Below are 24763 nucleotides of genomic sequence, written 5' to 3'. Positions count from 1 at the left end.
GTGCAGCAGCGGTTTTCCTCACGTAAACAGACTTCTTCTTGGCTCTTGGCAGCATTATGCGCGGTGCTAGTGACCTTGCTTTTGAGTTTTTCTGGACTTGCTGTAGCCTCCCAAGCTTCCGCGCTTGAGTCTACTCCCACTCGCGTTGCAGACCGCGCCGGCATTGAGGTGCTTGAGTTTTCGCCGAGGGTGTGGACCGACAGCAGCAAATCTGATGTGACTCTACATTTGCTGGTGAAGAACAATTCTCCGCATTACCTGCGCACCCCAAAACTGACAGTTTCCCTCACTAGCTCTTCTTTGACTGCCGCTAAACAGCGGGCCGACTGGCTGGCGGCCACTGAACATAAACCAGTTACGGTGTTATCTTCAATCAGCCTCCCTAGCATGTTTGCCACTTCAGAAGCTAGAGTGAAAGTAACCCTGCCACGCAAACAGTTAGAACCTCTTCTGAGTAAACCGGGCATTTATGGCTTGAGCACTCAACTGTCAGTACGTTCTCTGTCCAATATTTCCTATTCGGCAAAAGCTTCCCGCACCAAAGTCACCCAGTATTTGCAATCTTTAGAGGCTGATGGTTCTAGTTCTAACCTGCCTCGGCCCGCAGAAATGGGAGTCAGCCGGCCCGGTTACAGTTTTGAGCCGACATTGCCTCTACCCCTAGAGATTACTGCAGATACCAGTACTGTTGGTGACTCCTACCAGTTGGATGCGAATACTTTGTTACCATCCTTAGCTGGAGCGAAAGACCCGCAGGTAGATTTAACAGTTTTAACTAGGCTGGAGTTTGAGGCAGCTGATTTGCAGGCGGATGTGCCCGCGCAGGCGGCTTCTGCGCGGGCTGAGTCCATCATCTCCGCTAGTTCTGCTGCAGGAATTAATCTGCTGCTTGACCCCGCCCTCTTGGAGTATTCTCGCCGGCTTCTTCCTGATCTCGCTAATGTCAGTACTGATGGTTTACCGACGGCAGATCAGATTAAGTCTTTCTCCACCGTTGCTACTGTTTCCCCTACAGCTGAGGAGGCGGCCCCCTCGGCGGTACCCACGCCCGTCACCGCAACAGAGACTACGGAAGGCTTACGCGCCCCCATTCCGGAAGAACCCTCAGCGCTGGCGCACACTAAACGGGAGCTCCTGGGTTTGGCCCATCAGGTCACCCTTTTACCTTCCGGATCAGTGGCCCTCTTACCGTGGAGTAGTCCCCATTTTGAAGGGCTCGCGACAATGGGTATCGAGGGAGAGTTAACTGCTGCCCGATCCTTGCAGAAACAAGCCGACTGGTTGCGGTTACTCAGCAGCGCCAGTGCCCAACCGACATCTATAATGCCGCTGGTGCCACTGTCTAGCAGCGACCCCCAGCTTCTAGATTTGCTTGCGAAATCTAGTACTGGCATTAACCTGCTTGCACCGGATTCACTGGTTCGAGATTCTGCTAACCTGAGCGCGGGACAGTTGAAACTTGCTGAAGCCAGTGGCCCGGTTCCAACTCTGATTATAAATTCGGAAGTCTCTAGGACATTACAAACAGCCAGCAAGACGGGTGGTCACGCCAGTTCGGATTTCAACAATTCTCAGCTCTTTTTAGCTGCTTTAGCTGATTCTGCTCGGGCTTCTCAATCATTAGCGGTCACTGTCCCGGCTTCCCCGGCAAGTATTATCCGCACGGGTGAAGAGCTCAAAGAACTGACTAAAACACAAGACTGGATTCGTCTGCAAACGCTTAACCAGAGTCTGCCAAAGCAGCCTGTCCCACCCATCACTTTGAGTGAAGGCTCTGCGTCTACCGCTACCGTGGAAGCGGTAGACGCAGATACATTACGGGTAGCGATTCACGCGATGCAACGGATTGAGAAGATCGCAGCCATCCTCGACGAACCCCATAACCTGTTAAACCCGGTGACTGACGCACTCTTACTGCAGCTCAACTGCAATGCGGAGGTGGAACCCGGCTTAGCCGCATGGGAACAGTCTTTGCAGCCTTGGTACACCCCTGTCCAGCTAACAGCACCAAAGTCGGTGCTGATGATTTATGGTGAAAGTACCCTGCCGGTTGCAGTACAAAACCAGCTACCTTGGCCTGTGACAGCTACTTTCAAAGCAGATTCTTCATCCCCGCGTTTACAGTCCCCGAAAACTACTGAGGCGCAGCTTCCTCCCAGTTCTGGAAGCACGGTGAATCTATCTTTGAACGGTGTTGGGTCTGGGGATATCCGAACCCAAATTTCTGTCTATTCTTCCGCAAATGAGCCGGTTGCCCAGACCGCCTCGATTATTGTTCGCGTCCGGGCCGACTGGGAAACTCGCGGACTCTTCGTACTTGGCGGAATCGCCCTAGCAGTTTTTATCTTTGGTCTGTGGCGCAGAATTCGGATGGGTCGTCCTGTCGCAAGTAAAGATTTCGCCAACGTGAAGCAGTTCCATGACCTGTAAATCATGCGTTATGTGCAAGCAAACAACTGTTTTCTAACTCACCGCTGGGCTGTTTCCCATACACTAGGGAAATAAGGCAAAATGGTATCTGGTAGCTGATTTATTGTGGAGGACAAGATGGCAAAGCAAACGAATCCGGAGGAGGACCCGAGTTCTGTATTCCGGGAGATTCGTGAAGCTTTAGCTGAGAAGGCTTCGCAGCAAGACGCCATGTTACAAGCTGAAGAAGATGCTGCAGAATCAGACTCACCGGTTCAGGCCAGTTCTGACCAGAAAAAAGCTAAGCAGCCCAAGAAGCCGAAGAAAACTTCTGCTGGACCGAAAACTCCACCTGCCCCGCCGGCCCCTCCAACTCTGCCGGAGCCAATCGCTAGTGAGAATAAATCCAGCACCCAGGAAAAGTTCCTTGAGCAGTCTGAAAAACTAAAGCACTCTTTACAGACCGGATACGCCCGCAGTCTTTCTTTTGCGCAGCACGCCGGCACCAAGGTTCACGATGCTATCGCCTACGATAGTGACTCTGAAGATGCTGATTTAACTCCAATTTCTCAGCTTCCTCCGCCAAAACCGGAACCAGAGCACAAGCCTCGTCCGAAGCTGGAAGGCTTCACTTTGATGCGAACTATTCTGCTGGGTTCCACGGCTCTGATCGTGCTGATTGTCGGCTCCATAGCTTACCATACCTTACTCCAGCCGATTGATTCCTACCGTGCAGCGGACTATGAAACCGCGCGTAATGCTGGCTTCTCTAAGCCAACGCCGGAAACTGCAGAAGTCCCCCAAACTGATTCACCCAAGGTCACCAAGATTGATGTGATTTCTTTGGGCGGTGGTGATGGCGACCATCCAGAAATGACTGGCCGGCTCCTTGACGGAGACCCGAACTCGCTTTGGCGTAGCCGCTACTTCGGCCGTAGTAGTTATGCCAATGACGGCGTCTACCTAGTGGTTCACTTGGAGAAGCCCGCGCGGGTAAGTACTGTGGATTTAACGTCACCAGCGCAGGGCGGCACCATCCACTTCCTCGACCCTGCTAGCGCAGACCCGAAAGCTGGAGGGGTGCTGGCTCGGGCCACTTTCACCGACAGTTTCCAGTTGAAACTGGATAAACCGATACTGACAGACCACTTCACCTTGCGTATCGCTGAACTCCCCAAGGATCGGGAGGGTCGCAACCGAGCATGGCTTGGCACGCTGACTGTCAAATAAAGCAGTTTGCTGCCGGTCACATTTGGGAATCTTTTTCGTATCCTCACCGTTATATGCTCATAGAGAGCTTCTCTAGCTGATTCTGAAAGGATCACAATGAATAACCTTAACTTGAATATCTCGCTTCCGGGCTTGACCACTCAGACGCAAAGCACCCCCACGGAATGTAAGTGGGATGAGATTGTGCGCGATGTGATTGTGGTCGGTTCGGGCCCAGCTGGATACACTGCCGCGATTTACCTGGCTCGCGCTGAGCTGAAACCGCTGGTGCTAGCTGGCGCCTTGGCTGCCGGTGGTGCACTGATGAACACCACCGAAGTGGAAAACTTTCCCGGTTTCCCTGACGGCATTAATGGCCCTGATTTGATGCAGAATTTCCAGCAGCAGGCTGAGCGTTTTGGCGCCGATATTCGTTACGAGGATGTTGTCTCCGTTGACCTGACCGGAAACGTGAAGATTGTCAAGACTGAAGACCAAGAGTTCCGTGCCCGCGCAGTAGTTTTGGCTACCGGCTCCGCATACCGCAAGCTGGGTCTGCCTGATGAGGATCGTCTCTCCGGCTACGGTGTTTCCTACTGTGCTACCTGTGATGGATTCTTCTTCAAGGATCAGGATATTGCGGTTGTGGGCGGCGGCGATTCCGCTTTGGAAGAAGCTATCTTCTTGTCTAAGTTTGCCCGCTCTGTGACAGTGATTCACCGTCGTGATCAGTTGCGCGCCTCCAAGATTATGGCTGACCGCGCTTTCGCGAATGAGAAGATTAAGTTCGCTTGGAACTCAGTGGTTTCTGAGATTCACGGCGTCCATTCCTTGGAGTCTCTGACGCTGACCAGCACGGTTACTGGCGAAAAAAGCAAGCTAGATGTAACAGGCTTCTTCGTGGCCATCGGTCATGATCCGCGCAATGAGCTGATTAAGGATCAGGTGGACCTCGACGAGAAGGGTTACATTAAGGTTGCTGACCCCAGTACGGAAACTAATCTGCCGGGCGTTTTCGCCTGTGGCGACGTAGTGGACCATACCTACCGTCAGGCGATCACTGCGGCGGCTTCCGGATGCCGCGCCGCTTTGGATACAGAGCGTTACCTGTCCAACCTGTAAGCACTCACTTAGATTAGTTTCAGAGGAGTTTTGAAGATGTCAGCACATGCACCCAAGGAGCTCACCGACCGGCAATTCCAGGCGAATGTTCGTTTAGATCGCGGTCTGATGCTGGTGGATTTTTGGGCTCCTTGGTGTGCTCCGTGCCGGCAGCTCTCACCCGTCCTGGATGAGATTGCTGAGGAAATGGGAGACGACCTCGTCATCTGGAAACTCAACGTGGATGAAAATCCTGTTTCCCCAGCAAAATACGGTATCCGCGCGATTCCAACTATGCTGATTTTCTTGGACGGGGAGCTAGTCGACACTATGCATTCTGCCCCGAAGTCTGAGATTCTGGAGACTTTGCGCAAGCACCTTCCTGCTAACTGACTTCAGCATTACCATTTTTACAGTCTCATGACGTAATATTAAGTGAGCACTGTCTCCTAGTCGTGGGGATTTCAGTGCTGAATCTATTGAAGTGCCGACGCTTTTGGGATTCACATCCAGTGTGCCTCTCAGCGCCCGCGCAGGAAGGACTGTAATGCCTTTGCATGGGGATATTTCTGGCGGTAGTCGCCTAGATACTTGGTGGGACACGTATTCTGTGCGCGCTGAGCATCTACGTGAATCTGAAGTCCGTTCCCTTTTCGCCGTAGTGGCGCGCCCAGAAGTGGTTTCTTTGGCGGGCGGAATGCCCAATATCAAGGATCTTCCGTTGGAGGCATTAGCTGAGTCCACCGCTCAGGTCATGCGCGAGCACGGCACCCAGGCCCTCCAGTATGGGGCAGGCCGAGGATGGGATCCCCTCCGGGAAAAGATCTGTGAAGTGATGGCACTGGAGCAGATCGATGGCGATTACGAGAATGTTGTGATTACGACGGGCTCTCAGCAGGCCGTTGATCTGCTTTCCCAGATTTTCATTAACCCTGGTGACGTTGTCTTAGTGGAGGCCCCCTCGTATTTGGGTTCTCTGGGCATTTTTGCTAATAATCTAGCCGACATCCGGCATGTTGCTATGGATCAGGATGGTCTGCTTCCGGATGCTTTGGAAGCTGCCATTAAGCAGGCTCGCTCTGAAGGAAAAGCCGTTAAGTTCGTTTACACGATTCCGAATTTCCATAATCCTGCCGGTGTTACGCAAACCATGGAGCGCCGTCGCGCCATCGTTGACCTCTGTGAGCGTGAACGGGTCTTGATTGTGGAGGATAACCCGTATGGTCTGTTGGGTTTTGATGGCCAGACCCGTCCCGCTCTGCAGTCTTTGAATCCTGACGGCGTAGTTTACTTGGGTTCGTTTTCGAAGATGTTTGCCCCCGGATACCGGGTGGGTTGGGCATTGGCTCCGCACGCGGTCCGCGATAAACTGGTCCTGGCTAATGAGTCTGCGGTTTTGTCGCCCTCGATGATGGCTCAGATGACTATTCACGCCTATCTGCGCGATTTTGACTGGTGGGGACAGGTGAAACAGTATCGCGGCATGTATAAAGCTCGCCGTGACGCCATGCTGGAGTCTTTAGAAGAGTACATGCCTAGCTGTAGTTGGACGGTCCCTCAGGGTGGTTTCTACACGTGGGTGACACTGCCCAAGGGTTTGGACGCGAAGGAGATGCTGCCGCGCGCTGTTGCCGGCCTTGTCGCCTATGTTTCTGGTACCGCTTTCTTTGCTGATGGTCAGGGACGTGATCATTTGCGTTTGTCTTACTGTTTCCCGCCGCCCGAAGAGATTCGTGAGGGTGTGCGGCGCCTAGCCCGGGTAGTTAACCGGGAAAAGGCCTTGATTGATATGTTCCATAGTTCCGATGACGAAGCTTAGGAGTTTTTGATGAGCCCTGAACCTGTTGTAACCGCAAAGGCTGAGTCCGAGGGTGTCACGGTCGCAATTATCGCCGGTGGCGTCACCTATGAGCGCGATATTTCGATTCGTAGCGCCCACTATGTGGCGAAAGCTCTGCGTAGTGTCGGCTTTAAGACCGTTACTTTGAACCCTGACCAAACCCTGATTGATGAGTTGCGAAAGTTCAAACCGGCTTTGGTTTGGCCGCTGATGCATGGCGGGATTGGCGAGGATGGCTCCTTGCAGGGTCTGCTAGAGATGCTGAAGATTCCCTTTGTTGGTTCCTCGGCGGATTCTGCCCGGATGGCTTCTTCGAAGCCGCTGGCAAAGTCGATTGTGCGTAATGCCGGTGTGGCCACACCCGATTCTGTGACGATGCCGCGCGCGCTATTCAGCCAGATTGGCGCGCATGGCCTAGTGGACCTGATGGCGCAGAGCATGCATTTCCCGCTGATTGTGAAACCGGTTGATGGCGGCTCATCCTTGGGTGTTTCCCGCGTAGACTCAATCAACGAGCTTCGCTCCGCGCTAGTTGAAGCCTTTGCGTACAGTGACAGTGCCTTGATCGAGAAGTACATAGTGGGCCGTGAAATCACCGTGTCTTTGGTTGACACAGGTGACGGTTTGAAAGCGCTTTCCCCCGTAGAGATTGACACTGACACAGGTACATACGATTTTGAAGCACGTTATTCAGCTGGCCGATCTGTCTTCTTCGCGCCGGCTCGGTTGACTGAAGCAGAGAATGTGGCCTGCGTGGAGGCGGCGGAAATTTGTGGCCGTAGCCTGCGCATGCGTGATATTGCACGGATTGATTTGCTACTAGATGCCGAGGGTACTCCGTGGTTTATTGATTCCAACGTCTCCCCCGGTATGACTGAAATGTCATTATTCCCGCAGGCAGCGAAACACGATAGCACGATGCCGGAGCTGTTGAAAGCTGTCGTGGAGGCAAAACTCAGCGAAGTTGAGTAAGTCAGTCTAGGTCATCTACTAACGCTAGTAGCGATTGTTTCACGTGAAACAATCGCGATTGCGACTGGTCAGTACTCCTCTTCATAGAGACCGAGGATGGAACTCTCAAAATCATCTGCCACCGGAGTGATTCGATAATCACATTCTTAATCGATATGCACCACTTTGGTTTCCCCTTGCGGGCCACACTCGCGGTAGTCTAGGAACATCATGTCGTGACCATCGCTGGGGCAGTCACAGATAGCTACCCCAATTGGGGAATAACCCCATTCCTATATCATGAATCGGCTACACAGTTTCCCGCAAAGCGATTCGCTTTTCTCCCGTCCAATTCCAAAGATCGTCGTAATAGTCACATGGCCTTCCGCGCAGGAGGTAGGTCTGTCTGTCCGCTGACAGGTACGAATTGGCACGCCACCATTTTGCTGTCTCATTAGCCTGATGTATGACTGTAGTAGTTTGTAGGCTAGTCCCTCTTCATGCTGAGGATTAGTTCATCAGTAGATACTCACTAATGACAGCCTTGGCGTAGTTACTTTCGTCCCAAAAGCCGCTGAGGTCTAAGTTTTCAAACATTAGGCCCACCCTTTGCGTAACCTCCCGCAAGTGTACCATCGCGGCTACTATGGGTTAGTTGTGGTGGGCTCTGCCGCCCGTAACTGCTTCCTTCTTTGAACTTGGGCGCCAACGCAGCTACATAGCTTTACCGATTAAGCTTGATTTCTGCAGATCTCACACCCGGAAGAAGGTCGTAACCAGTCTCGCGCATCTCACAAGCTATTCCAAACAATGAAGGTGGGCACGCTTTGAGCGTGCCCACCTTCAAGTTCAGAACCGATTATCTACTTGCGGTTCTTGATCCCTAGGTAAACGGAGATAGCAATCACTGCGCAGACTGTGCAGACAATCCAACGCATCCAGTCAATTCCGGGGGTGTCCAGCGGGTAGCTGAATAGGGACAGCACAAAGTTGCCCAGGGCTACACCGACCACGCCGAGAATAATAGTCCAGAGGGTGCCGATATTCTGGTCACCCTTCATAAAGAACCTTGCCAGCGCTCCAATCACGCCGCCAAAAATTACCATACCTACGATTTCCATAATGGATACCTTTCCTTCGTCTGATTCTGCAGCTTTCACTGTAGAATCCACATTGTTTCACGTGAAACAATTGCTGAAACTCAGTTCTGAGCCTCTAGTATTTGAATGAGCCGTTCCAAGTCAGCGTAGTCAGCTGCCTCGATGACGATCTTGCATTTCTTCTTGCCCATTTGCACATTGACCCTTGTATCCAAGGCATCCCCGAACTTAGTAGCAAAAGCTTCAATCTGTTCAGGTAGATGCTCCACTGAACGCGGCCGGGTGGCCTTCGCGTGCGGGGAGGCCAAAGGATTACCCTGTGCGGCAATTTTTTCAGTCGCACGGACAGAAAGCTGTTCCTTAATCACCCGCTCTGCCAGATGGATTTGGTCATCCGTGCGCGACAGTCCCAAGATTGCACGGGCATGTCCTGTGCTCAGAGTGCCCGCTGCCACCTTATTCTGAATCGACCCGGGCAGACGCAGCAGGCGTAGCATATTGGCAATCTGCGGGCGTGAACGGGCCACTTTCTTAGCAAGAACTTCTTGTGTGCAAGAGAAGTCATCCATAAGCTGCTGATAAGCTGCTGCCTCTTCGATAGGGTTGAGCTGTACGCGATGCAGGTTTTCCAGCAAGGCATCGCGAAGCACATCCTGATCTTCGGTTCGTCGGACAATAGCTGGAATGGCGCTGACGCCGGCCAGTCGAGCCGCGCGCAGACGCCGCTCACCCATGATGAGCTCATAGCGAGGGGGGCCAATCCGCTTCACATCGGCTACCGAGAGGAGTTTTTCGAGGTCGCCGTTCTCTCTGGCGGCCTCATCCATCTCTTTCACTAAGGAATCAGCATTGTGATAGGCAAAGAGCTCGCGCTTACGAGCCTGTGCCAAACGTGAGTCAAAGAGCTCTTGCTGTTCCGCCTCAGGCAACGGACGGACCACGATTGGCTGTAATACGCCGACTTCGGAGATTGAATCCACCAGTTCACTAAGCTCATGCTGAGAAAACTCGGTACGTGGTTGCGCTCGATTAGCAACAATCGCCCAGATGGGAATTTCACCAAAGGTGGCACCAGGAACCGGAGCTAGCTCAACTGCTTCAGCTTCTGTCTCAGTGTCTGGTAACCCTTGAGCAGACTGTGACGATGCGATCTCCCCACTTTCCTCTGAGTCGGGCAAAATACCGTACAACACGGGCCCGTATTGTCCTTTCTCACCCGCTTTTTCGGCAATTGTTTCACGTGAAACAATTGTCTCCGCTGCCGCCTGGTTATCGGACTTAACAGGCTCATCATGGGCCTGTGGACGCGGAGTCTTTGTGCCGGCCTTAGCCGGCTTGGGAGCAGTAGCCTTCTTCTTGGTTCTCCGCTTCTGAGACTTGGCGGGAGCTGAAAGTAGCGATCGGGCAGCGTCCTTGGTTTGGGAAAGCTGGGCAGCATTCTTTGTGACACTATCAGTGATTTCGTCCTGACCGCTCAATATTTCACGTGAAACATTGCCGGAGAAGAATACATCTAGGGGAGAGCCAGCACTGGTGGGAACTTCCTCGCGTTGAGATTCAGGAATTAGAGCTGACAGGCCTCTACCCAATCCTCCTCGTTTTTTCTGACTCATTACCCTTCACCACCTGCGAATCGTTGCGCTAATTCCAATGCTACTCTACGATACGCAAGCGCACCGGTAGAACGCGGATCATAAGTAATCACAGATTGGGAGTAGCTGGGCGCTTCAGCCAAACGCACCGAGCGAGGAATCGGCGTCCGTAACAGTTGATTCGGGAAATGCTCCCCAACCTCGGCCATTACCTCAGAAGAGAGTTTCGTGCGCGAATCGAACATGGTGATCATAATTGCGGCGACCTGCAACTGCTGGTTCAAACCAGCCTGAATCCGTGAGATTGCCCGAAGCAGAGAAGACAGGCCTTCCAGAGCATAGTATTCCGCCTGGATGGGAATCACTACATTCGGACCCGCCACAAAAGCATTCAAAGTCAGTAAACCCAGCGAAGGAGGGCAGTCAATGACGATGTAATCGACCCAATCATTATCTGCAATGAACCGTGTTATTGCCCGCTGTAACAGATATTCTCGATTATTAACGTCAACCAGTTCAACCTCAGCGCCGGAGAGATCCAAAGTTGCCGGGCAAACCCATAGGTGCTCAATATCAGGGCACTGCTGGAGAACAGTCGCCAGGTGGGCACCCTCTAATAGCACCTCATACATCGACGGAGTGCCCTCACGGTGAACCGCACCCAAAGCAGTAGAAGCATTACCCTGCGGATCAATATCCAACAGGACAACATTCAAACCGGCCGAAGCTAAAGCAGCCGCCACATTCACCGCAGAGGTCGTCTTACCGACGCCACCTTTTTGATTAGCGAAAGTCAACACCACCGGCTGAGGGGGACGCGGATAGATAACCTGATCCAGCTCATGCAGCTCCTGGGCATTACGCACCAGAGCAGACGCTAAAGGAGTTTCCTCCGACATTCCATTCACCTCAGTCGTATCGGGGTGCCCAAAGCACCCACCTCAGCCCCATGAGGGGCCCAAGAATTCCAGTCTAACTGACCGGTCAGCAGATTGTGACCGCTACGCTTTACGCGCAGTCACCACCATGGTTGACTCAGAATCCGGCAAGGAGACCTCATTGACCTCAACCTCAACCAGATGCAGCCGCTTCAATACGTACTTGGACTTCTCCAGTTCCGCATCCACATTAGCTCCCTTAAGGGCGACGAGGGTGCCCCCTCGACGAATCAACGGAGCAGTGAAACGAGCCAACTTATCCATTGCTGCCACCGCCCGGGCGGTCACCGCATCGAAAGCCTCCCGCTGATGCAACTCCTCAGCCCGCCGATGATGAATCACCACGTTATCCAAACCCAGCTCTTCACTGACCTCAGATAGCCAACTCACCCGACGTTCCATCGGTTCAATCAAATGAATCTCAAGATCAGGACACAAACAAGCCACCACAATACCAGGGAAACCTGCACCCGAACCCACATCAGCCACCGTCCCAGTGGACGGCAAGAAAGGTACCACCGCAGCGGAATTCACCAAGTGGCGACTCCACAAACGTGGCAACTCCCGCGGACCAATCAGGCCCCGCAACTCACCCTCGTCGGCAAGCATGCCGGCGAAATGTTCGATCTGCCCAAAATGCAGATCGAACAACTCCGCCATCGCCTCAGTGGGCTGCTCAACCTCACTCAAGATTTACTCTTCAGCAGCTTCAGAAAAATCCTCAGCAGCCAAGGTTTCCTCAGCCTGCTCAGCAACGTCCTCTAGACGCTCCGGGTGGATCACCACATAACGGTTCGGCTCCCGACCTTCAGAGTCAGAGACCAGACCGGCAGCAGCAGCCACATCATGGCACACCTTACGCTCGAAGGGGTTCATCGGGCTGAGCTTCACCGGCTCACCGGTGGCCTGCACGCGAGTCACACCTTCCTCGGCAATCGCAGCCAAACGCAGACGCTGAGACTTACGGTGACCCGCAATATCTAGCATCAAACGGGAGCGGTTACCGGTTTTAGCGTGCACGGCCAGACGGGTAAGCTCCTGCAAAGCATCCAGAACTTCACCGTCACGACCCACGAGGCGACGCAATTCGCGGTCTTCTTCCTCATCAATGATCTCAACCGTGGCGCGATCACGCTCCACGTCAATCTCAAACTCTCCACCTAGGCCCACAATATCTAGCAGCTCTTCCAAGTAGTCAGCTGCAATATCGCCTTCGTCTTCAAGCTGCTGAATCAGCTCAGCATCTTCCTTAGCCATATTTTTCCTTTCCCTAAGCACCGAAGTGCTTACCTATCTAAGTCTAGTTTGACATGTCTCCGGGACGTTTACCCTGTTCCCGGATGCGACGCTGACGCTCCTGCTGCTTTGCCTTACGCAGCTGCGCCTTACGGGCACGCTGCGCAGCGCGGCGCTCAGCTCGGCGACGCTCAATCTCTTCAGCCGTCAGACCATCCTCGTCCTGATCCGCGTCCTGATCCGCGTCATGCTCAGAATTCGCCTGCTGACCACCCTTGCTCTGTGCAGCTTTGCGCTGGGCGCGGGTCTTACGAGTCGGCTGAATGCGGATCGATTCGGCTTCTTCAGCGGCTTCATCCTCGACCTTACGCTTTTCTTCCAAACCCAACTTGATACGCTTTTCCCGCAGCAAACGGTCACGCTCCAAACGGACCTCTTTCGCAGCCTCAGGATCAGTCATTACCGCGGCATTTTCTTTAGCCTCATACTCTTCCATCAGCTGCCCACGGTACTTGTCGTACTTGGCCTGCTGCTTGGCGTGCCACTTACGGTAGGCCTCAGAGCCGGGGGTGGGCATGGCGTTAATCGCCCAAACCTGCTGTCCCACGGTAAAAATATTGGAGGTCAACATGTAAATCAACAAACCAACCTGGAAGAAGAAGCCGGTGACCACAATCATCAGCGGCATCATGTACATCATGGTCTTTTGCATCTGCGCCTGCGGGCCTTCCAAAGCGGAAGCCGGCATATTCTTCATGGTGAGCTGACGCATCATCCAGAACTGGGTGCCACCCATGATGATAATCATGACCACGATGATGATCTGAGAATGCAGGTCCTGCGCGGTAGTGAAGGTCTCCACCATGTAGGCGCCGAACAACTGGGTTCGGTTAATGTCGACCGACTGTGCCTTATCCAAACCACCAATATTCGGGAAGGGGTAGTCACCGGTTTCCAAACCGGCAGTCGCAGCCAAGACGCGGAAGAGCGCACCAATCAACGGAATCTGCACCAACAGCGGCAGACAGGAAGCGAAAGGTGAAGTTCCATGCTTCTTGTACAAAGCCATGGTTTCAGCCTGCATATTCTGGCGTGAAACCGTGTCATTCTTGCCCTTATACCGGGCCTGGATCTTCTTCATTTCCGGCTGCAGCATCTGCATGGCACGCTGGGACCGGATCTGCTTAGTGAACAGCGGGAAAATGGATGCACGAACCACAATGGTCAGCAAAATAATCGTCAGAATCCAGCCAATGCCGGGTCCCGAAGGAACGCCGATGAACTCTAGGCCACGGTGAATAATCACCATTACCCAAGCGATCACCCACTTGAAGGGCCAAAGCAGCTTGTCATACCAGCTGTACTGAGTAATTGCCGAAGTGCTTGGCGTGTACTCCAAGTTCACTAACAAATCCAACATACGGGCTCCATTCGAGCGATTATTTTTTCACAGTCTGACATCAAGATTACGCGAGTATTGCGGGCTATGCACCACTGTGTTTCATTTGCTGATCATGCAAAGCCACTAACTCCTCATAGGTGGGAGCAGGGTCAGCTTTCCAACGACCTTGCGGCGGTACGTAATCAAGGCCGCCACTTGAGTAGGGATTGCAGCGAAGAATCCGCCATGTCCCCAACAAGATACCTTTGATTGCACCATGCGTGGTGATTGCTTCCACCGCGTAGGCTGAGCAGGTGGGATGGTATTTACAACGTCGAGGAAGACCCGGAGAAATGAAGCGCTGATAAAAACGAATCGGTGCTAGTGCCCAGGTGCGCGGCTGAAGTAGCTTATGCATTGACTACCTCGCCTTCTCTTTTTGCGGCCATTTCCTGGGCCCGGGCAATTGCCTTCGGCAGAGACTTTTCCAGATCTCCAGCTAAAGTCTCATAGCTGGCTTCACGGGCAGCGGCCTTAGCCTGTACTACGATTCGAGTACCACCTGGAATATTTGGTAACTGTTCACCTATGCTGGCACGTAACCGGCGCTTCACTAGGTTACGCCCAGTGGCTTTCGCAATCTGCTTTTTAGGTACGACGAAGCCGACAAGTACACTCTCTGCGAGGGACTTGTCGGCTTGTGCGTGCACAATAATACGTGGCGTCACTGCGCGCGATCCGCGACGAAAAGTCGTCTTGAAATCGTCCGCGCGAACCATTCGGTTCTTACGCGACAGCACGTCAGGCTGAAAGCTCTGCGCGACCCTTACGGCGACGGGCGGCCAAAATGGCGCGACCAGCGCGGGTGCTCATGCGCTTGCGGAAGCCGTGCGTTTTGGCGCGGCGTCGGTTATTCGGCTGAAAAGTCCGCTTCACGGTCTACTCCTCTGAATACGCAGACAAGAGTCCCTTGACTGCTGGCAACAAATAGTACCTGCATAAACACAGGCGACTACCAACAATAGAACCTAAATCTTTAACCGTCAAACTGGGCTTTTCCCCGTGTCCCCACCCGATTTTTTACACAACTGTGGAAAAGCAGTTAAATCACATGAATGTGATTTCTAATGTGAAGAATTTGGCAGTAACTCCCCAAAATGCTGTAATTTCAAGCCTAATTTACCCACAGGGTGTCAATAACTCTGTGGATAACGTCGATTGATTATCCACATCGGCTGTGTAAAACTATGTTGACACCTACACTAGAGAGAGTTTGTCACCGTGACAACGGGGTATCGTTAGTGAGTGACATCACCAGATGATTCATAAAATTAGTAGTAAAGGGTAGAGATGGCTGAGTATTCTCTCCAAGATGCTTGGAATCGCGCGTTGCGAGAAGTAGAGATCGAGAACGATTTCGTCCGCGCTGTGATTAAAGCTACCCGTCCTCTCGCTAATATTTCCGGCACTATTTTGCTGGCTACCCCACACGAAATTGCGAAAAAAGCGATTGAAAATCAGCTCAATCAGGAACTGACCGCTGCCTTAGCCAAATATTTGGCACATGACGTACGCCTAGCAGTCAGTGTGGAACAGCCTCCAGCCGACGAGGAAGATAGGTCGCCTGCCCCAGTTACTAATCTTCATGAGCTACGCAACGACCAAGAAAAATCCGCACCACCCTCGTCCTCGGCGGAAAATACGGACGTCTTTACCGCAGCCGACTACCCCTTCACCGCTGAAGACCAGTACGTTAACAAGGCGGAACAGGAATCCCAAATCCCCAGCGGCCCACGCCTAGTCGTTTCCAACCCGGAAATTGATCCCACAATTCTGGTGGAAGCCCACCTAAACCCACAATACACTTTTGATAGCTTCGTGACCGGCGCTTCTAACCGTTTCACCTCCGCGGCAGCCCGTGCCGTAGCTGAAACTCCGGCCCGCGCATACAACCCGCTGTTTATCTACGGCGGTTCAGGTCTGGGCAAGACCCACCTTATGCACGCCATCGGTCACTACGCGCTTTCGCTCTACCCAGAATTAAAGGTTAAATACGTATCCAGTGAAGCCTTCACTAATGACTTTATTAACTCCATTCGGGAAGACCGCGCGGAACAATTCCAGCGCCGCTACCGTGAAATCGACATCTTGTTGATCGACGATATTCAGTTCATTCAAGATAAAGAGCAGACCATGGAAGAATTCTTCCATACCTTTAATGCTCTCCACACTGCTAATAAACAAGTCGTCATCACCTCAGATGTGCCGCCAAAAAAATTGCAAGGTTTTGAAGACCGTATGCGTTCGCGCTTCGAAATGGGTTTGCTCACTGACGTACAACCACCTGACCTAGAAACCCGTATCGCAATTTTGCAGAAGAAAGCGCGCCTAGACAAAACTGAAGCGCCGCCCGAAGTTTTGGAATACATTGCTTCGCGGATTTCCACGAATATTCGTGAACTCGAAGGCGCACTGATTCGTGTCACCGCCAGCGCCAACCTGTCGAATCAAGAAATTGATTTGCATATGACAGAGATGGTTCTCAAAGACATCATCACAGACCCTGATGATGAAGAAATCACGCCGTCTTTAATCATGCTGGAAACCGCCGACTATTTTGGAACCACTGTGGAAGCGCTATGTAGCGCGGACCGCTCCCGAATGCTGGTGGATGCTAGACAGATTGCCATGTACCTTTGTCGTGAACTAACCGATTTGTCTTTGCCAGCGATTGGTAAGGAGTTCGGGGGCCGTGACCATACCACTGTCATGCACGCCAATAAAAAAATCCGCAATTCCATGACCCAAAAACGTCAGGTCTTTAACCAGGTTTCAGAACTAACTAACCGAATCAAACAAAAGGCCCGCCGCCGCTACTAAAATACGGTTAATTCACAGGCGTTGTGAATTAACCAAAAATTCTGGTAATTCACTGTGTATAACTTTGCCTGCTCTGTTGATATTTACTGGGCTGCGGTGCACTGATTTTTCAAAGTGCTAGTACGTCCCCAATTGGTTCACAAAACTATCCACTGCTAAAAACCGATGATGACAACAGAAAAAGGCGTTTTCCACAGAATTCACAGAGCCTATGATGATGTTTTAATTAATTTGAAAAAATCAAAATGTGAATAACAATTAGATTCAAGGTGACAAAAACAAATCACCTGACGCAGTACGCTTCTATCGCGTAAAGTAGTGGCAGTACTAATGAGAAAGGGATGACCGTGGAATTTACCGTTCAACGTGACGTAATTGCTGAGGCAGTTAGCTGGGCTGCACGAGTGGTGCCGCCGCGACCATCAATTCCGATTCTCTCCGGGGTTCACCTCCAAGCCAGCGAAGAGACTTTAACGATCTCCGCTTTTGACTATGAGAACTCCACTAAGTCTGAAGTTCCCGCAGAAGTGAATCAGCCCGGAGATATTTTGGTTTCTGGTCGTCTTCTTTCAGAAATCGTGAAAGTGCTTCCTCATCAGAATGTCACCATGAAGCTGGAAGACTCCAAAGTTTTGTTGACCTGTGGAGCTACCCGCTTCACTTTGGCTACGATGCCGGTCGATGAATACCCGAAGTTGCCGCAGTTCCCGGTGCTTTCTGGTCATATTGACGCAGATAAACTAGCTACCGCAGTGAACCAGGTTTCCATCGCCGCATCCCGTGATGAAACACTGCCGCTGTTGACCGCAATTCAGGTCGATATTGATGGCCCGAAGATGACTTTGATGGCTACTGACCGCTACCGCCTAGCGATGCGGGAAATTTTGTGGCATCCCCAGGACATGAAAATGAAAGCTAATGCTCTGGTACGGGCAAAGGTACTTTCCGATGTTGCTAAGACTATGACCAGCACTGGTGAAGTTTCGCTTGCGCTTTCGGATGCGACCGTGCCGGGGGCAGCCCGGATTATTGGTTTTACCGCTGGAGATCGCAGCACCACTTCTAACCAGATGGATGGAGACTATCCGCCAGTTCGTCGTCTTTTCCCCGAATCCACTCCGATTTACGCGGTAGTTAATCGCCAAGAGCTCCTGGAAGCAACCCGTCGTATGAAGTTGGCAGCAGAGCGGAACACTCCGGTTCGTTTGCAGTTCTCTGATGGTACTTTGTCCTTGCAGGCCAGCCAGGGTGATGATGTGCAAGGCGCCGATGCGCTACCGGCAACCATTGTGGGTGAAAATATTCAGACCGCTTTTAACCCGACCTATCTCACTGAAGGCCTGTCAGTGCTGACCACTGAATACGTCCGCATGTCTTTCACTCATCCTTCCAAGCCCGCAGTTTTGACCGGTCAGGAAACGGTTGACGGGGAAGAAGATTTGGATTTCCGTTACCTGCTGATGCCGATCCGCTACGGTGCATAAAGGATAGATTCTTTTGTACGTCACGCATGTGGCGCTTGATGATTTTCGATCCTACCGTCACGTCGTTGTTGAGTTAGCGCCTGGAGTTACGGTTTTTACCGGACCTAATGGTCAGGGGAAAACGAATTTTGTGGAGGCGATTGCCTACCTGTCCACGCTTTCTTCTCACCGAGTCGGTGCCGATACTGCACTGGTTCGCGCGACCGCGAATCCGCCGCATCCGGGCGGGGCAGTGATTCGGGCGAAATTGGTGCGCGGCGGGCGGGAAAGAATCCTAGAGATCGAAATCATTTCCGGCAAAGCGAACCGAGCTCGCGTCAATCGCGCGGCGGTGGCTCCTAAGGAGCTGCCCGGTCAGGTTCGAACCGTCACTTTTTCCCCAGAAGATCTGTCCCTCGTGAGGTCTGAGCCGGGGGTGCGCCGTCGTTTCTTGGATGAGGGTTTAACCCAGCTAAATCCCAGTTATGGGGCGCTCAAATCTGAACACGATAAGATTGTGCGCCAGCGCGGAGCCTTATTGAAGCAGCTCAAATACGGCGCGGATGAGTACGCACAATCCACCCTCGAAGTGTGGAATCAAAAGCTGGCGGAAGTGGCCGCGCAGGTAATTATTGCCCGCGCTAACCTGGTGGAGCAGTTACGTGGGCCCGCCCAGGCTGCGCACGAGCATGTGTCCGAGGGGGCCCGGCAACTAGAACTGCAGTATGTGGCAGCGATTGACTCCATCATTCCTCCACCGACCGACAGCGAAGAGAGTCGTGAAGAACTCACAAACCGGCTCCTGCAGGCGATGGAACTCAAACGTAAAGATGAGATTTCCCGCGGCGTCAACCTAGTTGGTGCCCATCGCGATGACCTGGAGATCGGTCTTGATCATTTGCCGGTGCGCGGGTATGCTTCCCACGGTGAATCCTGGTCGGTGGCGTTGGCTTTGCGCCTAGGCATGTTCGCGGTTTTGGGCGGTCAGGACGAGGATGCGTCCCAACGTCCCATTTTGATTCTCGATGATGTTTTTGCCGAACTGGATGCTGGTCGGCGGGAGGCGTTGGGTCGGCTGGTTTCCGGTGCAGAGCAGGTCTTGATTACTGCCGCAGTCCCAGAGGATCTCCCTGAGTCATTGCACGCCACGCAGCTTCGCGTCCGGCGAGATGATGAGGAAGGCACCCAGATTGGGGAAGGCGTAGAATTGGGTTCCAAAGCTGAAGCTGAGGGGGTGAATGAAGATGGAACCGAATCTGGAAGCTGACGAGGTTTTGCCGGCCCGGATGCTGGATCAAGCTAGGGAGGTTGCCCTGCGGAATAAACAATTCCCTGTCCCTTTGAAAGCGCTTCTGGCTACCAAAAAATCGGGGCGCAGAAAGGTTCAGCGTGATGCTGGTTTAACCAGCTACGGGCCTGGTTTTCCCGTAACTCCAACAGGCTTTGGACCATCACCTTATGATCCTGCCCGAGCCTCACAAGTTATGAATTCAGTGCTTGGACCTTTCGTTCGAGAATTGGCTTTAGCAAAGTTGAGAACACAATGGGATGACATTGTGGGTAGCGATATTGCAGCGCATTGTCAGGTGGAGAAAGTCGATAAAGAAACTGTTGTTGTGCGGGCTAGTTCCACTGCCTGGGCCACGCAACTACGTAAGCTCAGCTACCTGATGTTGCAAAAAATTCAGGGGAAGATAGGTTCTCAGGTGATTGATGACATCAAAATCCTCGGCCCCATCGTCCCATCGTGGAAAATGGGCGCTCTCTCGGTTCCGGGGCGCGGACCTAGGGACACCTACGGATAAAGGGGTAGCTAAGCTCATAGCGCCATTTTTAGTGCTCTTAGACGCTTTTAGGGTAGAATGAACTAGGAATTTGAAGTCTTAGCCTAAGAGTTTGCCAACATGTTTGGCTGGTCGGCTGAGGCCGAGCAATGAAGGAGAACCGTCCGTGACGGAAAATAACGTGGAAGAGCACGGTTATGATGCCGCTGATATTACAGTCCTCGAAGGATTGGAAGCGGTTCGTAAGCGGCCCGGTATGTATATTGGTTCAACTGGTGAGCGAGGCCTCCATCACCTAGTTTACGAAGTTGTCGACAACGCTGTAGATGAGGCACTGGCCGGGTACTGCGATCATATTGAAGTTGTCTTGCAAAAAGATGGCGGCGTCAGGGTTTCTGATAACGGCCGTGGCATCCCAGTTGATTTGCACCCCACCGAAGGAAAGCCAACGGTTGAGGTTGTCATGACGATTTTGCATGCCGGCGGTAAGTTCGGCGGCGGCGGTTACGCGGTTTCTGGCGGTCTGCACGGCGTGGGTATTTCCGTGGTGAACGCCCTCTCGAAGCGCGTGGATACTGTGGTGAAACGTCAAGGTCATGTGTGGCGTCAATCCTTCGCTGATGGCGGCAAGCCGGTGGGCGTCCTCGAAAAGGGTGAAGAAACCACCGAAACTGGTACCACTCAGACTTTCTATCCTGATGATGAAATCTTTGAGACCGTAGATTTTAACTTTGAGACTTTGCGTTCTCGTTTCCAGCAGATGGCTTTCTTGAATAAGGGGCTGCGCATCAGCTTGACCGATGAGCGGGAGAACCACTCTTGGGAGGGCGATGAGATTGTTGGCGCCGAGGAAGAGTCCGAGTCGGCTCCCGCGCACCGGGAAGTAACTTTCCTTTACGAGGATGGCCTGCGTGATTACGTCAAGTATTTGAACTCGGCGAAGAAGGTTGAAACCCTGCATGACATTATCGATTTCGAAGCTGAAGACGCCGGTGAGCGGGCCATCAGCGTGGAAGTCGCCATGCAGTGGACTTCCGCCTACTCAGAGTCGGTTCACACTTACGCGAACACCATTAACACCATTGAGGGTGGCACCCATGAGGAAGGTTTCCGTACCGCGCTCACCACTTTGGTCAACAAGTACGGCCGGGAACGCAATATTTTGAAAGATAAGGATCCAAACCTGACTGGTGATGATATCCGTGAAGGTTTGACCGCGGTCATTTCGGTGAAGCTCTCTGAGCCGCAGTTCGAAGGCCAGACGAAGACTAAGCTGGGTAACACTGAGGCCCGTACTTTCGTGCATCAGCAAATGTACGCACAGCTGGGTGACTGGTTCGATTCTCATCCGGCGGACGCGAAAGCGATTATCGGTAAAGCCCAGCAGGCTGCGGCAGCCCGCATGGCGGCCCGGAAGGCTCGCGAAGCTACCCGGCGCAAGACCGCTTTGGAATCGGCTTCAATGCCGGGCAAGTTGAAGGATTGTAACTCGAATAATCCTGAAGAGTGCGAGATTTTCATTGTCGAGGGTGATTCCGCCGGCGGTTCCGCCGTGGGCGGTCGTGACCCGAAGCATCAGGCGATTTTGCCGATCCGCGGCAAGATTTTGAACGTGGAGAAAGCCCGCCTTGATCGCGCGCTCTCCTCTGACACGATTCAGTCTCTGATTACTGCTTTCGGTACCGGCATTGGTGAAGAGTTCGACATTAATAAGCTGCGCTACCACAAGATCGTAATCATGGCGGATGCTGATGTGGATGGTCAGCACATTAATACTTTGCTGCTGACCCTGCTGTTTCGTTACATGCGCCCCCTCGTCGAAAGAGGCCACGTGTATTTGGCGCAGCCGCCCCTGTACCGTCTCAAGTGGACGAACGCCCCGCATGAGTTCGTGTTCTCCGACAAGGAGCGTGACCTGCGACTGGAAGCCGGCTTGGCGGCCGGGCATCGTCTTCAGAAGGAAGGCGGCGGCGTGCAGCGCTACAAGGGTCTAGGTGAAATGGACTCCCATGAGCTGTGGGAAACCACGATGGATCCGGCGGTGCGCGTGCTCAAGCGTGTGGAGTTGGGCGAGGCCGCTGCGGCTGACGAAATGTTCTCTGTTTTGATGGGTGAAGATGTGGAGGCTCGTCGTAGCTTCATTCAGCGTAACGCCCAGGACGTCCGCTTCTTGGACATTTAACGGGTAAGGGATTTAAGGAAAAACAATGAGCGATAAGATTGACGACTTGAACCCGCAGGACCCTGAGTCCACCGTTGAGGTAGAAGAGGTTGAAGAAGAACTAGAAGCCTATAATCATGGCCGCATTGACGTGGTTCCTTTGGAATCCGAAATGCAAAAATCCTATCTGGATTATGCCATGTCGGTGATTGTGGGCCGTGCGTTACCTGAGGTGCGTGACGGGTTGAAGCCGGTGCACCGCCGTGTCCTTTACGCCATGTACGATGGCGGCTACCGACCCACTGCTTCTTTCGCTAAGTGTGCGCGTGTGGTCGGCGACGTGATGGGTCATTACCATCCGCACGGTGACGGCGCGATCTATGATGCTTTGGCTCGCCTCGTGCAGCCATGGTCGATGCGCTACCCGCTGGTGGCCGGGCAGGGTAACTTCGGTTCCCCGGGTAACCTGGGTCCCGCGGCTCCGCGTTACACCGAATGTAAGATGGCTCCGTTGGCTATGGAGATGGTTCGCGATATTGACGAAAAGACCGTCGATTTCGTTGATAACTACGATGGTCACACGCAAGAACCCGCCGTCTTGCCGGCCCGTTTCCCGAACCTGCTGGTGAATGGTTCTGAGGGTATTGCCGTGGGTATGGCTACCCGCATTCCGCCGCATAACCTGCGGGAAGTGGCCGAGGGTGTGCAGTGGTTCCTGGAGCATCCGGAAGCCTCCAAAACTGAGCTGCTGGAAGCTCTGCTGACTTTGATTAAGGGACCGGATTTCCCCACCGGCGCCACTATTTTGGGCCGCCGCGGCATTGAGCAGGCGTACCGTACTGGTCGCGGCTCCATTGTGCAGCGGGCGGTGGTGAATGTTGAAGAAATCAATCATCGGCAATGCCTGGTGGTCACTGAGCTGCCTTACCAGGTTAACCCCGATAACTTGGCTGCGAAGATTGCGCAGCTGGTGAAGGACGGTCAGATTCAGGGCATCGCCGATATTCGGGATGAGTCTTCGGATCGTTCCGGTCAGCGTCTGGTGATTGTGCTCAAGCGTGACGCGGTCGCGAAGGTAGTTTTGAACAACCTTTACAAGCGCACCCAGCTGCAGGATTCTTTCCCCGCGAATATGCTGGCCTTGGTTGATGGTGTGCCGCGTACTTTGAGCTTGGATGGTTTTGTCCGTCACTGGGTGGAGCATCAGTTAGATGTGATTTCTCGGCGGACACAGTTCCGTCTGACGAAGGCGGAGGAGCGCCTACACATTCTGATTGGCTACTTGCGCGCCCTCGATAATCTGGATGAAGTCATTGCGTTGATTCGTCGTTCCCAAACCACTGAGGATGCCCGTCAAGGCTTGATGAGCCTGCTGGACATTGATGAGGTTCAGGCGGAAGCGATTTTGGCCATGCAGCTGCGTCGTTTGGCAGCTTTGGAACGCCAGAAGATTGTGGATGAGTATGAGGATCTGGAGGCTCGCGTCGCCGACTACAAGGATATTTTGGCGAAGCCGCAGCGTCAGCGGGAGATTGTTTCCACTGAGCTGGCCACCATTGTCAACAAGTACGGGGATGAGCGTCGCACCACGATTTTGCCTTTCGATGGTGAAATGAATGAGGAAGACCTGATTCCGGAAGAGGATGTGGTCATCACTATTACCCGTGGTGGCTATGTGAAGCGGACCCGTACCGATAACTATCGGGCGCAAAAGCGTGGCGGTAAGGGTGTGCGGGGCGCTTCTTTGCGTGATGATGACGTGGTGGAGCATTTCTTCTCCACGACGACGCACCACTGGCTGCTGTTCTTCACGAACTTGGGCCGCGTGTACCGCGTGAAGGCCTATGAGTTGCCGGAGGGTGGTCGTGACGCGAAGGGTCAGCATGTGGCTAACGTGTTGGCTTTCCAGCCGGAGGAAACTATCGCTCAGGTGATGGCTTTGAAGTCTTATGATCAGGCAGATTACCTGGTGTTGGCGACGAAGTCCGGTTTGGTGAAGAAGACCCGTTTGGCTGACTATGATTCCCCGCGTTCAGCCGGCTTGATTGCCGTGAACTTGCGTGAGGATGAGCACGGTAATCCCGACGAGTTGGTTTCCGCTGTTTTAGCGGATTCTGATTCCCAGTTGTTGTTGGTTTCGCGGGGCGGTCAGTCTTTGCGTTTCGAAGCTAATGATGATGCTTTGCGTCCGATGGGTCGTTCCACCTCTGGTGTGCGTGGCATGAAGTTCAAGGATGATGACAGTTTGCTGGCCATGGTGGTGGCCCGTGATGACGCTGACTTGTTCACTGTCACTGAGGGCGGTTTCGCGAAGCGTACTGAGCTTTCCCAGTACCGTACGCAGGGTCGTGGCGGTTTTGGTATTAAGGTAGCTAAGATTGTTGAAGATCGTGGTGATCTGGTTGGCGCCTTGGTGGTGGACGAGGATGATGAGGTGCTGTCCATTATGGCTGGCGGCAAGATTGTCCGGGCTGCGGTCACGGATGTGAGCCGTACTGGTCGTTCCACTCAGGGTGTTACTTTCGTTCGCCTAGATAATGACGATAAAGTTATAGCTGTGACTAGAAACGTGGAGCGTGACTTGGAGTCTACTTCGGATGAGCAGTCCGAGGGGGAGGCCGAGGGGGCTGCCGCTGTTGAATCGGTCGCAGGTGAAGCTGAAGTAGTCTCTTCAGTTGATGAGTCCGGCAGTGATGCCGCTGAGAAGGAGTAGTTCGC

General features: G+C 53.1%; 21 protein-coding genes. 12 read left to right on the top strand and 9 right to left on the bottom strand.

Annotation, left to right across the window (positions count from 1 at the left end):
- The 6 genes from BM477_RS01025 (at position 1) to BM477_RS01000 (ending at position 7531) form a co-directional block, all read left to right on the top strand.
- Complete coding sequence (locus BM477_RS01025; protein ID WP_245792802.1) at positions 1 to 2430, top strand: DUF6049 family protein; 2430 nt, start codon at positions 1 to 3, stop codon at positions 2428 to 2430.
- A 117-nt stretch (positions 2431 to 2547) separates the two neighbouring features.
- Positions 2548 to 3639: a hypothetical protein gene (locus BM477_RS01020; RefSeq protein ID WP_075360809.1), complete on the top strand. Its 1092-nt coding sequence runs from the start codon at positions 2548 to 2550 to the stop codon at positions 3637 to 3639.
- 180 nt (positions 3640 to 3819) lie between these two features.
- On the top strand, positions 3820 to 4740 hold the full coding sequence (gene trxB / locus BM477_RS01015) for a thioredoxin-disulfide reductase (protein ID WP_245792800.1): 921 nt from the start codon (positions 3820 to 3822) through the stop codon (positions 4738 to 4740).
- 36 nt (positions 4741 to 4776) lie between these two features.
- A complete protein-coding gene (trxA, locus tag BM477_RS01010) occupies positions 4777 to 5112 on the top strand; it encodes a thioredoxin (RefSeq protein ID WP_075360808.1) in 336 nt (111 codons plus the stop codon).
- A gap of 154 nt (positions 5113 to 5266) precedes the next feature.
- Complete coding sequence (locus BM477_RS01005) at positions 5267 to 6538, top strand: aminotransferase-like domain-containing protein (RefSeq protein WP_075360807.1); 1272 nt, start codon at positions 5267 to 5269, stop codon at positions 6536 to 6538.
- Positions 6539 to 6547: 9 nt separating this feature from the next.
- A complete protein-coding gene (locus tag BM477_RS01000; RefSeq protein ID WP_075360806.1) occupies positions 6548 to 7531 on the top strand; it encodes a D-alanine--D-alanine ligase family protein in 984 nt (327 codons plus the stop codon).
- 842 nt (positions 7532 to 8373) lie between these two features.
- Here the strand turns inward: BM477_RS01000 and BM477_RS00990 are convergent.
- From BM477_RS00990 to rpmH, 9 genes are all read right to left on the bottom strand, one after another.
- Complete coding sequence (locus BM477_RS00990) at positions 8374 to 8670, bottom strand: GlsB/YeaQ/YmgE family stress response membrane protein (protein WP_342741772.1); 297 nt, start codon at positions 8668 to 8670, stop codon at positions 8374 to 8376.
- Positions 8671 to 8711: 41 nt separating this feature from the next.
- Entirely contained in the window at positions 8712 to 10223 is a 1512-nt protein-coding gene (locus BM477_RS00985) for a ParB/RepB/Spo0J family partition protein (protein ID WP_075360804.1), read from the bottom strand.
- A complete protein-coding gene (locus BM477_RS00980) occupies positions 10223 to 11101 on the bottom strand; it encodes a ParA family protein (RefSeq protein WP_075360803.1) in 879 nt (292 codons plus the stop codon). Before BM477_RS00980 ends, BM477_RS00985 begins: the two co-directional genes overlap by 1 nt.
- A gap of 102 nt (positions 11102 to 11203) precedes the next feature.
- Entirely contained in the window at positions 11204 to 11800 is a 597-nt protein-coding gene (gene rsmG / locus BM477_RS00975; protein WP_075360919.1) for a 16S rRNA (guanine(527)-N(7))-methyltransferase RsmG, read from the bottom strand.
- Positions 11801 to 11833: 33 nt separating this feature from the next.
- Positions 11834 to 12397 (bottom strand): Jag family protein, encoded by a 564-nt coding sequence (locus BM477_RS00970; protein ID WP_075360802.1) that lies wholly within the window; start codon positions 12395 to 12397, stop codon positions 11834 to 11836.
- Positions 12398 to 12440: 43 nt separating this feature from the next.
- Complete coding sequence (yidC, locus tag BM477_RS00965) at positions 12441 to 13796, bottom strand: membrane protein insertase YidC (RefSeq protein ID WP_084543611.1); 1356 nt, start codon at positions 13794 to 13796, stop codon at positions 12441 to 12443.
- A gap of 64 nt (positions 13797 to 13860) precedes the next feature.
- A complete protein-coding gene (gene yidD / locus BM477_RS00960) occupies positions 13861 to 14175 on the bottom strand; it encodes a membrane protein insertion efficiency factor YidD (protein WP_075360801.1) in 315 nt (104 codons plus the stop codon).
- The gene (gene rnpA / locus BM477_RS00955; protein WP_075360800.1) at positions 14168 to 14557 is read right to left on the bottom strand and encodes a ribonuclease P protein component; all 390 of its coding nucleotides are present in this window, start codon (positions 14555 to 14557) and stop codon (positions 14168 to 14170) included. Before rnpA ends, yidD begins: the two co-directional genes overlap by 8 nt.
- 1 nt (position 14558) lies before the next feature.
- Positions 14559 to 14693 carry a 50S ribosomal protein L34 gene (rpmH, locus tag BM477_RS00950; protein ID WP_075360799.1) on the bottom strand — a complete coding sequence of 45 codons (135 nt, stop codon included), beginning with the start codon at positions 14691 to 14693 and terminating at the stop codon, positions 14559 to 14561.
- A gap of 414 nt (positions 14694 to 15107) precedes the next feature.
- Between rpmH and dnaA the strand changes: the two genes are divergently transcribed.
- The 6 genes from dnaA (at position 15108) to gyrA (ending at position 24758) form a co-directional block, all read left to right on the top strand.
- Complete coding sequence (gene dnaA / locus BM477_RS00945; protein ID WP_075360798.1) at positions 15108 to 16637, top strand: chromosomal replication initiator protein DnaA; 1530 nt, start codon at positions 15108 to 15110, stop codon at positions 16635 to 16637.
- 347 nt (positions 16638 to 16984) lie between these two features.
- On the top strand, positions 16985 to 18121 hold the full coding sequence (gene dnaN, locus BM477_RS00940; protein WP_075360917.1) for a DNA polymerase III subunit beta: 1137 nt from the start codon (positions 16985 to 16987) through the stop codon (positions 18119 to 18121).
- Between the two features lie 13 nt (positions 18122 to 18134).
- On the top strand, positions 18135 to 19367 hold the full coding sequence (gene recF / locus BM477_RS00935; protein WP_075360797.1) for a DNA replication/repair protein RecF: 1233 nt from the start codon (positions 18135 to 18137) through the stop codon (positions 19365 to 19367).
- A complete protein-coding gene (locus BM477_RS08455) occupies positions 19339 to 19905 on the top strand; it encodes a DciA family protein (protein WP_222842261.1) in 567 nt (188 codons plus the stop codon). Before recF ends, BM477_RS08455 begins: the two co-directional genes overlap by 29 nt.
- Before the next feature lie 145 nt (positions 19906 to 20050).
- Positions 20051 to 22066 carry a DNA topoisomerase (ATP-hydrolyzing) subunit B gene (gyrB, locus tag BM477_RS00925; RefSeq protein WP_075360796.1) on the top strand — a complete coding sequence of 672 codons (2016 nt, stop codon included), beginning with the start codon at positions 20051 to 20053 and terminating at the stop codon, positions 22064 to 22066.
- 25 nt (positions 22067 to 22091) lie between these two features.
- Positions 22092 to 24758 carry a DNA gyrase subunit A gene (gene gyrA, locus BM477_RS00920; protein WP_075360795.1) on the top strand — a complete coding sequence of 889 codons (2667 nt, stop codon included), beginning with the start codon at positions 22092 to 22094 and terminating at the stop codon, positions 24756 to 24758.
- Positions 24759 to 24763 lie beyond the last annotated feature (5 nt).

Origin of the sequence: Boudabousia marimammalium, assembly GCF_001936115.1 — a bacterium.
Lineage (GTDB): Bacteria > Actinomycetota > Actinomycetes > Actinomycetales > Actinomycetaceae > Boudabousia > Boudabousia marimammalium.
Note: the sequence above shows the minus strand (reverse complement) of the source record. Positions and strands in the feature narration are given on the sequence as shown.